General features: G+C 67.7%; 11 protein-coding genes. 6 read left to right on the top strand and 5 right to left on the bottom strand.

Translation table 11 applies throughout. The features are described from left to right. Positions 1–559 (top strand): CDP-diacylglycerol diphosphatase (locus N5E02_RS17510; RefSeq protein ID WP_279946552.1); only part of this gene is annotated, 559 nt, incomplete at its 5' end. Here the strand turns inward: N5E02_RS17510 and N5E02_RS17505 are convergent. Further along, positions 556–1191, bottom strand: a complete 636-nt coding sequence (locus N5E02_RS17505) for a GNAT family protein (protein WP_005417030.1) — start codon at positions 1189–1191, stop codon at positions 556–558. The genes N5E02_RS17510 and N5E02_RS17505 overlap by 4 nt on opposite strands. Before the next feature lie 181 nt (positions 1192–1372). Between N5E02_RS17505 and N5E02_RS17500 the strand changes: the two genes are divergently transcribed. Then, positions 1373–4099, top strand: coding sequence for a TonB-dependent receptor (locus tag N5E02_RS17500; RefSeq protein ID WP_279946551.1), 2727 nt, complete (start codon positions 1373–1375; stop codon positions 4097–4099). 78 nt (positions 4100–4177) lie between these two features. Here N5E02_RS17500 and N5E02_RS17495 read toward each other — a convergent pair whose 3' ends face one another. Continuing rightward, on the bottom strand, positions 4178–4819 hold the full coding sequence (locus N5E02_RS17495) for a hypothetical protein (protein WP_005417028.1): 642 nt from the start codon (positions 4817–4819) through the stop codon (positions 4178–4180). Positions 4820–5002: 183 nt separating this feature from the next. Between N5E02_RS17495 and N5E02_RS17490 the strand changes: the two genes are divergently transcribed. Further along, on the top strand, positions 5003–6163 hold the full coding sequence (locus N5E02_RS17490; RefSeq protein ID WP_065196118.1) for an amidohydrolase family protein: 1161 nt from the start codon (positions 5003–5005) through the stop codon (positions 6161–6163). 48 nt (positions 6164–6211) lie between these two features. Here the strand turns inward: N5E02_RS17490 and N5E02_RS17485 are convergent, their stop codons facing one another. Both N5E02_RS17485 and N5E02_RS17480 read right to left on the bottom strand, forming a co-directional pair. Further along, the gene (locus tag N5E02_RS17485; protein ID WP_005417026.1) at positions 6212–6649 is read right to left on the bottom strand and encodes a DUF3806 domain-containing protein; all 438 of its coding nucleotides are present in this window, start codon (positions 6647–6649) and stop codon (positions 6212–6214) included. Positions 6650–6780: 131 nt separating this feature from the next. Further along, positions 6781–7662 carry a LysR substrate-binding domain-containing protein gene (locus N5E02_RS17480; protein WP_279946550.1) on the bottom strand — a complete coding sequence of 294 codons (882 nt, stop codon included), beginning with the start codon at positions 7660–7662 and terminating at the stop codon, positions 6781–6783. Positions 7663–7777: 115 nt separating this feature from the next. Here N5E02_RS17480 and N5E02_RS17475 point away from each other — a divergent pair, with 115 nt between their 5' ends. Beyond that, positions 7778–8479: an ankyrin repeat domain-containing protein gene (locus N5E02_RS17475; protein ID WP_065185738.1), complete on the top strand. Its 702-nt coding sequence runs from the start codon at positions 7778–7780 to the stop codon at positions 8477–8479. Positions 8480–8533: 54 nt separating this feature from the next. Next, on the top strand, positions 8534–9991 hold the full coding sequence (locus N5E02_RS17470) for an amidohydrolase family protein (RefSeq protein WP_279946549.1): 1458 nt from the start codon (positions 8534–8536) through the stop codon (positions 9989–9991). 93 nt (positions 9992–10084) lie between these two features. On the opposite strand, the gene N5E02_RS17465 is transcribed toward N5E02_RS17470, so the two are convergent. Then, on the bottom strand, positions 10085–11014 hold the full coding sequence (locus N5E02_RS17465; protein WP_005417015.1) for a LysR family transcriptional regulator: 930 nt from the start codon (positions 11012–11014) through the stop codon (positions 10085–10087). A 93-nt stretch (positions 11015–11107) separates the two neighbouring features. On the opposite strand from N5E02_RS17465, the gene N5E02_RS17460 reads away from it, so the two are divergent. Then, positions 11108–12301 carry an MFS transporter gene (locus tag N5E02_RS17460; RefSeq protein ID WP_279946548.1) on the top strand — a complete coding sequence of 398 codons (1194 nt, stop codon included), beginning with the start codon at positions 11108–11110 and terminating at the stop codon, positions 12299–12301. The last annotated feature ends 185 nt before the right edge of the window (positions 12302–12486 follow it).

Below are 12486 nucleotides of genomic sequence, written 5' to 3'. Positions count from 1 at the left end.
GATGCCGCTGGACAAGGTAAGTGGCATCGAGAACCGCGGTCTTTACCAGCGTGGGGCGCCCAACTATTTCGCGGCCGCCTGGCAGGCGCGCGCGCACACCGAACAGGCCCTGGGCCAGCCATTACCGCGCAACGTAGCCAGCCTGGCGCTGAATTCACCGCACGGACGGTCGCAGCACCAGTTGCATATCCATGTCGATTGCCTGCGCACGGACGTGCTGCAGGCCCTGGATGCACACGCCGGCGCCCTGGGGCCACGCTGGTCACCGTTGCCGGTGCTTCTGCGCGGGCATCAGTACCAGGCCTATCTGTTGCCCGGTGCGGAAATGACCGCCAATCCGCTCAACCTGCTGGCCTATGGCCTGAGCGGCGTAGGCGATGTGGGCCAGTGGAGCCTGGTGGTGGCCGGACGCGATGACGTGCAGGGTGGCCCCGGCTTCATCCTGCTGGCCACCCGCGTGGATGCCGCCAGCGGCAACGATGCCAGCGGCGAAGAACTGCAGGATCACGCCTGCACGGTGCTGACCGGCGCGGGTGCGGCACTGGAGCGGGTGCGCTAGCCGATCCGCTGCAGGTGGCTGTGCCACGCTGGCGCGGTAAGCGCCAGCAACTGGCGGTCATGCCATCCCTCGGCGTCCAGGTGGAAGTCGCGCAGGATGCCTTCACGCATGAAGCCCAGGGCCTGCAGTGCCTGGGCGAAAGGGGTGGTGCAACCCGGTGGCAGCAGTACGAAGATGCGATGCAGGCCGACATTGTCGAACAGGAACGGGCACAGCGCGCGCAGTGCGGCCTGTGGATGGGCGTTGCGGTGCTGCAGCGACTGCAGTTCTGCGCAGCGCGAATGCAGTGACTGCAGGCGGACATGCAGTTGATCGTGCAGGATGCCCTGCGCGTCGTCGAACACGCCCAGTACCAGTAGATCGTTGTCTTCCTGTAGGCGTGAACGATGGACGCTGGCGAGGAAGCGGGCCTCTTCATCAATGCCGTAGGAAGGCCGTTGGCCGCGCTGGCGACGGTCGTCGAAGGTGCGCCAGCGCGGCAGATCGGTGCGCTGGAAGGAACGCAGGGTGATGGGCGTTGCCTGGAGGTGCAGCAGGTGGCGGCGCAGGACGGGGCGCAGCGGGGCGAGGTGAGTGTAGGTGGCGCGGTTGGTCATCCATGCACGATGCGTATCGGAAGCGCGCCAGACCATGCAATTCATTGCAAAAGTGTGGCGGTGCCGTGGGTCCGTCTGATTCGGTTCAGGCATAAGCCCATCAGGGCTGGTCATTTCCGTTGAAACCACCCATTCAGGACACTTTCGTTACGGGATCGTTATGTGCCGCACAGGCCACGGCTCCCCCGTACCACCCGCCCACTCCCCCAGGAAGCCCATGTCCGCCTCCCACAAGGCGTTGCGCCCGCGTCCGCTGGTGCTCGCGCTGTCGTCCCTGATGCTGGTCTCGCTGCCGGCCTTCGCGCAGGAAAGCGCACCCACCACATTGCAGGAAGTGAAGGTCACCGGCTCGCGCATTCCCCGTGCCAGTGTCGAGGGGCCCTCGCCAGTGAGGGTGATCAGCCGCGAGCAGATCGATGCGCAGGGCTACCGCAATGCCTTCGACGCGCTGAGCGCGCTGACCGAGAACACCGGCAACGTGCAGGGCGAGGACTTCGGCAATACGTTCACGCCGGCCGCCAACACCATCAACCTGCGTGGACTGGGTCCGAACCGCACGCTGGTGCTGGTCAACGGCCGCCGCCAGGCCGACTACCCGCTGGCCTACGAGGGCTCGGTGAACGTGGTCAACCTCGCCAACATTCCCAGCGCCCTGATCGAGCGCATCGAGGTGCTCGCCGCGGGTGCGTCGGCGGTGTATGGCTCCGATGCCATCGCCGGCGTGGTCAACATCATCCTCAAGGACCGCTTTGAAGGCGTGGACGTGAACGTGCGCGCCGGCGGCACCCAGCAGGGCGGGGGTGACAACCAGCGCGCGCAGGTGGTCGGTGGCAGTTCCGGCGAGCGTTGGGATGCGCTGTTCGGCTTCGAGTTCGACGTGCGCAAGGCGATCCACGCGCGCCAACGCGACTTCATGGATTCACTGGACGATGATCCGGCCGGCAAGGCGCCGCAGGCGACCGCGATCGCCTATCGCCGCAATGCTGCCACCGGCCGCAACATCGATCCGGGCGTGAGCGGCTGCGACGCAGCGTCGGGCATTTATGGCGGCAGCGTGTTCCGTGCCAACAACCCGCGCCAGGGCTGGTACTGCGGCAGCAACGAGGCCGCCGCCAGCTACTGGACCGTGCAGACCCAGAAGCGCAACCTCAATGGCTATGGCCTGTTGACCTTCCACGTCAACGACACCACCGACCTGTTCGCCGATGTCGCCGTGGGCAGCGCGCGCATCTACAACAACACGCGCGCGCCGACCTGGACGTCCTCACGCAACTACTTCTACAACCAGAACAGCGGGAACCTGGAGAGCTGGTACCGCCGCTTCGCGCCGGAAGAAATCGGTGGCCTGCCGCGCAATGCCAATCGGTTCCTGGAGAACTCGTGGTCGTTCAACGTGGGCGCACGCGGCCAGATCGGCGACAGCGGCTGGGACTACGAGGCGGCCTACAGCCGGTCGCGCTACGAGAACCGAACCCGTCGCCCGGTGCTGCTGGCCGGCATCAACGAGTACCTGCTGGGCCCGAAGCTGGGCGTGCGCAATGGCGTGGAGGTCTATGCGCCGGACCCGGTGCGCCTGTTCAAGCCTTTGACTCCGAACGAGTATGCGGGCCTGTCCGACTATCAGGAAAGTCGCAACGCGGCGTGGCTGCAGACCTTCAGTGCCAGTGTCAATGGCCGCCTGTTCGCACTGCCGGGCGGCGATGCTGCGCTGGCCGCAGTGGTCGAGGCCGGCAGCCAGGGCTACCGCAACCGCCCGGACCCGCGGCTGGGCACCGGCGAGTTCTGGAACACCAGCGCCGGTATCGGTGCCGGCGGTGATCGCGATCGCTATGCGGCCGGCGTTGAACTGCAGTTGCCGTTGCTGCAATCGCTGACCACCACGCTGGCCGGCCGCTACGACCAGTACCGCGCAGGCGGCGAGCACATCGGCAAGGCGACCTGGAGCTTCGGCGTCGAGTTCCGCCCGATCGAGAGCCTGTTGATCCGCGGCTCTGCCGCGACCAGCTTCCGTGCGCCGGACATGAACTACGTGTTCGCCACCGAGACCCGCGGCTACAACCCGGGCATGACCGATTACTGGCGCTGCCGTACTGCAGGCCAGTCGTACGACAACTGCGACTACAACGGCCTGTCGATCGACTACAGCAACCGCGCCAACGCACAGTTGCAGCCGGAAACCGCAAAGTCGTACGGCTTCGGCGTGGTCTGGTCGCCGCTGTCCGGGCTGGATTTCAGCGCCGACTACTACGACATCCGCATCGACAACGAGGTGACCAGCCTCGATACCAGCCGTATCCTGCGTGACGAGGCCGATTGCCGCCTGGGCCGCACGCTGGGCGGCGAAGCGCGCGATATCGGTTCACCGCTGTGCCAGGACGCACTGTCGCGGGTGATCCGCAATCCGTCCAACGCCACGGTGCAGCCGGACCAGGTGACCCGCGTGCTGATCAATCCGATCAACGCGGCCTCCGAATCGGTGCGTGGCCTGGACCTGAAAGGCAACTGGCGTTTCGATGCCGGCCGCTATGGCCGCTTCACCACGCGCCTGGCCTACACCGTGGTGCTGGAGCACAAGTACCGGCAGTTCTCCGATGATCCGGAGCGTGACATCCGCAATTCGCTGGATGATTACCAGTGGCGCAGCAAGGCCAATGGCAGCATCACCTGGAACCAGGGTGACTGGACCACCACGCTGTACGGCAATCGTTTCGGTTCACTGCCGAAGACCGATGGCAGTGGCCGGATCGCGCCGTACATGACCTACAACGCCAGCGTGTTCCGCCAGTTCGGCGAGAACCTGTCGGTGGGCGTGATCGTCAACAACCTGCGTGACAGCCGCCCGCCGGCAGACAGGAACGGGGGCGGCTGGCCGTTCTACCCGGTCGGCAACTACGACCCGTATGGCCGCCAATACTGGCTGCAGCTGGATTACCGGTTCCGCTGACCGGGCGGGCAGACAGAAGGCCCGGCAATGCCGGGCCTTCTGCTGTCTAGACACCGCGGTGATGGCGCGCGCGGTCGCCTAGGGCAGCGCCTGTTGCAGGTACGACTCGATGACGTAGCTGAAAGGCTGCTGCTGGCGGTCGCGCAACAAGGCACGCACCTCGAGGATCACGCCGTGATCGCCTTCGCCCCGCGGCGGCCAGAACGTCTGGTCAGCCAGGGTCTGGCGCTGGAAACCGAGCGGGCCGACCACGCGACCGAACGGTTCGTCGGTGCTGTCCAGCACCTGGTTCATGGCCGGGCTGAGGTGGCCAGGCAGGTACCAGTTGTCGGCCTCGGACAGCACGCGGCTGCCGCAGACCAGCTGTACGCGGCGATAGCGCAGTTCGGTACCCGGCGTCGCGCCCAGCGCCTGCAGAACGTCGGCGGGGGCAGGCTTGTCCTGGCCGTGCACGCGCACCGCGCGCACCCGGGCTTGTTCGGCCAGCCCATGTTCGGCGCACCAGTGTTCCAGCGTGGCGGTGGCGCTCTGCCCGGACAGCACGCGCTGGTGCAGGCGCTCGACCAGTGCAGCCGGTGCGATGCGCTGCTGGCCCGGCGGCGACTGCAGCGGTGCAGCGGCCGCAGCATCAGTGGCGGACAGGCTGGCGATCGGGGCGGCGGCAAGCAGGGATGCGGCCTGCCAGCGGCGGAGACGATCGTGGCGGTCGGACGGGCCCATGCGGCATCACAACGGAAACAGGCGCCCATGTTACCTGTTCAGGGGTGTGCACGGCGTGGCTGCGACCGGTTGTCGCAGGCGCAATCATCGTCCTGGTGAATGCGTGCCATCCAGATATTTCGTTGGTCGATGGGTGCAGCGGGGCGCACGATGGCGGCAGTCTTGGCATTCCGGGAGTTCCCGATGACCCTCCAGTTCGTCCATGGCGGTGTCGACCGCAACGGTGCGCCGCTGCATTTCCATATCCGTGATGGCCGCATCAGCGGCCTCAATGGCGAGGCCTCGCCGGCCGACGGGGCGGAATGCGTCGACCTGCAGGGCTTCGCGGTCCTGCCCGGGCTGGTCGACGGCCACATCCATCTGGACAAGAGTTTTGTCGGAGACCGCTGGCACCCGCATCAGCCGGTGAACAGCCTGCGTGAGCGGCTGGCGGTGGAGAAGGCCGCGGTAGCGGGTGCCGCGCCGATGGTGGACCGTGCCGAGGCATTGATCCGCCAGTGCAGCAGCTTCGGCACGGTGGCCATGCGCTGCCACGTCGACATCGACGGCAGCACGGGCCTGCGTCATCTCGAGGCGGTACGCGAGGCCTCGCTCCGCTGTGCCGGCCTCATGCGCATCCAGCTGGTAGCGTTCCCGCAGGCCGGGGTGATGTCCTGTCCGGGTACCGCCGCCGTGCTTGAGCAGGCCCTTGCAGCGGGCGTGGAGGTGCTGGGAGGCATCGACCCGACCACGCTGGATGGCGATGCCGAAGGCCAACTGGCACTGCTGTTCGGCCTGGCCGAGCGCTATGGCGTGCGCCTGGACATCCACCTGCACGAGCCCGGCGAAACCGGACTGGCCCAGTTGCTGCGCATTGCCGCGCGGACCCGGGCCGCTGGCCTGCAGGGGCGGGTGGCGGTCAGTCATGCCTACTCGCTGGGCGAAGTGCCGCTGGCGCGCGCGGTGCAGGTGGGCGAGGCGCTGGCGACGGCGGGCGTAGCGATCATGAGCAACGCGCCGGGGGATCATCCGTTCCCGCCGCTGCGTGCGCTGCATGATGCCGGCGTGCGCGTGTTCGCTGGCAATGACAACATCCGTGACTGCTGGTGGCCGTACGGCAACGGCGATCTGCTGCAGCGGGCGATGCTGCTGGGCTACCGCTCGGGCTTCTACACCGATGCCGACCTGATGCTGGCGCTGGACATGGTCACCACCCACGCCGCGCAGGTGATCGGGCTGCCGCAGCACGGCATTGCCGAAGGCCTGCCGGCCACCTTCGTGGCGGTGCGCGCCGATCACGGTCCGGCGGCCGTGGCCGCAGTGCCGGTGGAGCGACGCGTGGTGGTGGACGGCCGCTGGCTGTAGATCCAGGCCGCGCCAACCTCTGTAGCACCGAGCCATGCCCGGCGGCTTTCAGGCGTAATCGTCGGCGCGGGTAGCGACGAATTCTTCCAGCCACGCCAGCAGATGGGCGATGTCGATGACCTCGCCCTGCTCCACGCGCTTGAGCAGCAGGGTGCTGGCGCCGATCTGCAGGCTGCTGTCGGCATAGCGCAGCACCGCATCGATGCCCCAGGCATCGGTGACCTGCATCCAGGCCAGGCCCGGCACGCGCTGGGCCAGAATGTCACCGAACGCCACGCCCAGCGCTTCCCAGCCGCCGCAGTCGTCACGATCGATCAGTTCGGCATCGACCACGCGCTGCAATGTGCTGGCGGCCAGCGGCCATTGCACCGGCAACGTCGGGAAGCTGGCGGCCACGCGTGAGGCGATCCGTGCACGCTGGTGCTGCAGGTGCGTCTGCAGGGCTGCAGGCAGGGGATCGAATCGGGTCGGGGGTTGGTCGGACATGGCGAGGCGCCGTGGAGCACGGAAGCAGGGGGCACTGTACGAGGCGATGATTCCCGCCGTGCGGCAAGATTGATCAGATATCGATGATCAATGCGCGAAAGGCATCCACGCGTGGCGTGGATCTATCGTGGTCAGTCCGGTTCGCGCTGTACCTGCCGCCACAGCTCGCTGGCCAGTGCCCGCACCGCATCATCGGCATCGGCACGATGCAGCAGACCGATTTCGTAGTTGTCGATCACCGGCAGCCCGCGCTCGCCATCGATGATGCGGTGCTCGCGCGTGACCGCGCGGCGCGGCAGCAGGCTGACGCCGATGCCATCAGCCACCGCGCCCTGGATGCCACTCAGCGACGAACTGGTGAAGGCAATGCGCCAGCGCAGGCCCAGCGCTTCCACGGCTTGGATCATCTCGTCGCGGTACAGCCCTCGCGGCGGGAAGGTGACCAGCGGCAGCGGGTTCTGCTGCAGGCAGCTGCTGCGCAGGCTGTCGATCCAGTGCATCGGCTCGTGCCGGCAATGCACCGCCTGGCGGCTGTTGCGGCGTTGCTTGACCAGCACCAGGTCCAGCTCGCCGTGGTCGAAGCCCTGGGCCAGGTCACGGCTCAGGCCGCTGCTGATCTCCAGCTTCACCTGCGGGTGGCGGCGGCTGAAGGCGGCCAGCATGCGGGTGGTCTGCGGGTTGACGAAGTCTTCGGGTACGCCGATGCGGACCGCAGTTTCCACCGTCGCGCCGGCCAGCGCCTGTGCCATTTCCTCGTTCAGGTCGAGCATGCGCCGCGCATAGCCGAGCAGGGTGTGGCCGGCGTCGGTGGGGTGTACATCGCGGTGGCCGCGCTCGAGCAGGCGATGCCCGGCCAGTTCCTCCAGCCGCCGTACCTTCTGGCTGACCGTGGACTGCGTCGAATGCAGGCGCGTGGCCGCCGTGGTGAAGCTGCCGCAGTCGGCCACCATCACCAGCGCCCGCAGCAGGTCCAGTTCGAACAGGGTTCTATTCGATTTGGCACTGTCTTGCATTTGAACATTTCACTTCTGGATACCCAGGCCGACTTCTACCATGCGGGGCAGGGGCCGGCAATGCGCGGCTCCTGCGACCATCGCCCTGCGGCGATGGAGAAAAGGAGACACCGTGATGCGCTTCCATTGCCCTGCTGGCTGGCCTGCACCGTTCACGCGCGTGCTGTTGTTGTGTCTGCTGGCCATGGTCACCCCTGCCTGCACTGCCACCTCCAGAGCCGACGCAGACGCGCGCCTGCGTGATGCCGCCAGCCGCGGCGACGCCGATGCGGTGCGACAGGCGATCGAGGATGGCGCCACGCTGGAGGCGCACGATGGCCAGGGCCGCACGGCGCTGCTGCTGGCCACGCAGGGCAACAACGTGGATGCCGCGCGCGAACTGATCGAGGCCGGGGCGGACGTCAATGCCAAGGATGCGCTGCAGGACAGTGCCTACCTGTATGCCGGCGCGCGCGGCCTGGATGAGATCCTGGCGATGACCCTGGCGCACGGCGCCGATCTGCGCAGCACCAACCGCTATGGGGGCACTGCGTTGATTCCGGCCGCCGAGCGCGGCCACGTCAGCACCGTGCGCATGCTGCTGCGTGCAGGTGTGGCGGTGGACCACGTCAACCGCCTGCACTGGACCGCGCTGCTGGAAGCGATCCTGCTTGGCGACGGTGGTGAACGCCATGTGCAGATCGTGCAGCTGCTGCTGGAGGCCGGTGCCGACCCGGAGCTGGCCGATGGCGATGGCGTAACGCCACTGGCGCACGCGCGCCAGCGTGGCTATGCCGGCATTGAAACCCTGCTGCGCCAGCACGGCGCGGCGCGCTGAACCGCTACTCCTTCCACCCGCACGCTGGCCGTGCCTACCAGGATGCTGTCCATCATGTTCCGTTCCCGCCCGTTGTCCCTTGCCATCCTTCTTGCGGTGGCGCCGCTGTCGGCATCTGCTGCCGAGCGCGCCGACCTGCTGATCCGCAATGCCATCGTGGTCGACGTCGAGCACGCCAGCACGCGGGCCGGGCAGAGCGTGGTGATCCGCGGCGAGGACATCGTCGCGGTGGGCCCGGACGCGCAGCTGCGCAGCCAGTGGAGCGCGGCCCGCCAGATCGATGCCAAGGGCAAATACCTGATCCCGGGCCTGTGGGACATGCATGTGCACTTCGGTGGTGGCCCGGCGCTGATCGAAGAGAACAAGGCACTGTTGCCGCTGTACATCGCGCACGGCATCACCACCGTGCGTGACTGCTCGGGCGACCTGCCCGAGCAGGTGCTGCAGTGGCGTGGTGAGATCGCCAGGGGCACGCTGTTCGGCCCGCGCCTGCTCAGCTCGGGCGCGAAGATCGAAGGCATCAAGCCGGTCTGGAAGGGCACGATCGAAGTGGGTAGCGAGGCCGACGTCGACAAGGCGATCACCCGACTGCAGCACGATAAGGTCGACTTCGTGAAGATCACCGACAGCACGCTGAAGCCGGATCTGTTCCTGTATTCGGCCAGCGCAGCGCGCAAGGCCGGCTTCAAGGCCTCGGGCCACATTCCGATGGCGCTGACGGTGGAGCAGGCGGTCGATGCCGGCCTGGCCTCGATCGAGCACCTGGACTACGCATTCAAGGCCGGCAGCAAGGACGAAGCGAAGATCGCCGCCGACTTCGGCGCCGGCCGCATCGACCGCGCGGAAGCCAATCGCCGCCTCGACGCCAGCTTCGACCGTGACACCGCGATGCACGCCTACCGTGATTTCGCCAAGCGCGGCGTATTCGTGACCCCGACCCTCAACGGTGGCCGTATCCTCGATTTCCTGGACCAGGATGACCACGCCAACGATCCGTACCTGGCCTACATCGGCCCGGGCCTGCGCGCGACCTACCAGTGGCGCGTGGACCGCGCCGCGAAGGCGACGCCGGCACAGATCGAGGCGCGCCACGCGCAGTACCACCAGGTGGCGGCCGTGCTGCCGTTGCTGCAGGAGGCGGGCGTGACGATCATTGCCGGCACCGATGCGGGCTTCCTCAACTCGTTCAACTTCCCGGGCATCGCCCTGCACCAGGAACTGCAGCTGTTCGTGAAGGAGGGTCTGAGCGCGCCGCAGGCGCTGTCGGCCGCAACCCGTTCCGGCCCGGCCTGGTTCGGCCAGATGGACCGTTACGGTGATGTCGCGCGGGGCAAGGCCGCCGACCTGGTGCTGCTGACCGCCAACCCACTGCAGGACATCGCCGCCACCGAGAAGATCGACAGCGTGATCCTGCGCGGCAAGGTGTATGACCGCGCCGCGCTGGACAAGATGCTGGCCGACACCAAGGCCAAGGTCGCGGCGTGGAATGCCGAGGCTGCGAAGGCGCAATGATCGACAGGGTCGGATCCCTTCTCAACGGGAAGGGCTCTGACCCTGTGGTCTTGAACGAAATCCACGCCATGCGTGGATGATGCGGCCGGTGACCTAGCGCGGTGCCGGCCGCATTCCGTGCAGCTGCGGCAACGCGGCCTTCATCGCATCGATGAAGGCGCGCAGCCGTGGCGGCTGCTGGCGCGCGGCAGGAAACACGACGTGTACCGGCAGTGCCGGTGCCTGCCAGTCCGGCAGCAGCTGCACCAGCCGCCCTTGTGCGAGGTCGTCGGCCACCAGCCAGGCCGAGACCACCGCTGCGCCCAGCCCGGCGCGCGCAGCCTGCTGTACCACGAACAGGTTATCGCTGAGCAGGCGCGGGCTGATTGACAGCGTATGCGCCCGGCCCTGCGCATCATGCAGCAGCAGGCGTTCGCGGTAGTAGGTGACCAGCGAGATCCACGGCAGTGACTGTGCCTGTTCCGGCGTACTGACCGCCGTGGCGTCCACCAGCGAGGGCGCTGCCACGACGATGCGCGGCACTTCTGCGAGCGGCAGTGCAACCATGCGCGGTTCGTCGACAGGGCCCACCCGCACCGCGCAGTCGATGCCTTCTGCGATGAAATCCGGGCGACGATCTTCAAGGATCCACTCCAGGCTCAGCTGCGGGTGCTGGGCGAGGAATGCGAGCATGGTAGGCAGCAGCTGCGCCTGGCCAAAGGCGTGCGGCACCATCACCCGCAGGCGTCCGCGCAGCGTTTCCGGTTCGCCGTTCAGCTCGGCCTGCAGCGACTCCCATTCGTCGACCACGCGCTGCGCATGACGCTGGCAGCGCAGGCCGTCCTCGGTCAGTTGCAGGCCATGGGTGGAGCGCTGCAGCAGACGCAGGCCGAGCTGCCGCTCCAGTGCCTGCAGGCGTCGGCTGACCGTCGGCTGGGTGGTGCCCAGCTGCAGGGCCGCAGCAGACAGGCTGCCGGCATCGACGATGCGCAGGAAGGTGCGCAGCAGATCCAGGCGATCAGCGCCGGTGGCGAGGTCATTCATGCGTGTGGCGTATGAAATATATGTGCCAGAGCCTACTACAGACGTTTGGCGAATACAGGCAGGATACGCTCACTTCCTCTACGGGGCTCCCCCATGTCTACCCCCTCGCTGTCTGTTGCGGCCGCACCGGCGACCGTGCCTTCCGCCCCATTGGTGCTGGCAATGGCGGCCGGTGCCGGCCTCTCGGTCGCGTCGCTGTATTACAGCCAGCCCATGCTGGGCCTGATCGCCCAGGACCTTGGCGCCGGTGAGCGCGCCGCCGGCCTGGTGCCAACCTTGACCCAGCTCGGCTACGCACTGGGCATCCTGCTGCTGGCACCGCTGGGCGATCGCTTCGACCGCCGCCATCTGATCCTGTTGAAGTCCGCGCTGCTGGCGCTGGCACTGGGCGCCGCCGCGATGGCCGGGCACCTGCCGGGCCTGCTGATGGCCAGCCTGCTGGTCGGGCTGATGGCAACGCTGGCGCAGGACATCGTTCCCGCCGCTGCGGTGCTGGCACCGGATGCGCAGCGCGGCCAGATCGTCGGCCGGGTGATGACCGGCCTGCTGCTCGGCATCCTGTTGTCGCGGGTGGTCAGTGGCGTGGTGGCTGAAGCGTGGGGCTGGCGCACGCAGTTCGTGCTGGCGGCGGTATCCGTGGCGGCGATGGGCGCGGTGATGGCGCGTGCACTGCCGCGTTTCGCGCCGACCAGCACGCTGCGCTATCCGGCGTTGCTGGGTTCGTTGCTGGCGTTGTGGCGCGAGCAGCCGCAGCTGCGCCGTGCGGTGGCCAGCCAGTCGCTGCTGGCCGTGGGATTCAGCGCGTTCTGGTCGACCCTGGCGCTGATGCTGCATGCACGTCTGGGCCTCGGCAGTGCGGCGGCGGGTGCGTTCGGTATCGCCGGTGCGGCCGGTGCATTGGCCGCGCCGTTTGCCGGCCGTTTCGCTGATCGACTGGGGTGCCATGCGGTGGCACGGCTGGCGATTGCGGTGGCGCTGCTGGGCTTCGGCCTGCTGCTGGCCGAAGCCTGGTTGCCGGCCGCCGCGCTGTTGCCGTTGCTGGTGGTGAGTGCGCTGCTGTTCGACTTCGGCTTCCAGTCGGCGCTGGTGGCGCACCAGACCCTGGTCTACGGGCTGGTGCCGCCGGCACGCAGCCGGCTCAATGCGCTGTTGTTCACCGGCATGTTCATCGGCATGGCCGCCGGTGGTGCGCTGGGGAGCCTGGCGCTGGCGCAGTGGGGGTGGCACGGCGTGGCCTGGCTGGCGGTGGTGTGTGCGGGGGGCAGCCTGGCACTGCGTTTGAAGTAGGGGGTTGTTCGGCAGGGCTTGCAGCCCTGCACCTGCTGGAGGCAACAGCAACAGCAACAGCAACAGCAACAGCAACAGCGGGGTTCCTGTAGGGAGGCGGGGTGGGTCCGGTTGCGGGGGACGCCGTGAATCCCCAGTCCGGCCCAGCCGCTGGCGGCTGGGCGTTCGGGCGCTTGCGAAGCAAT

The organism is Stenotrophomonas sp. GD03777 (genome assembly GCF_029842485.1).
Classification (GTDB): domain Bacteria; phylum Pseudomonadota; class Gammaproteobacteria; order Xanthomonadales; family Xanthomonadaceae; genus Stenotrophomonas; species Stenotrophomonas sepilia.
Note: the sequence above shows the minus strand (reverse complement) of the source record. Positions and strands in the feature narration are given on the sequence as shown.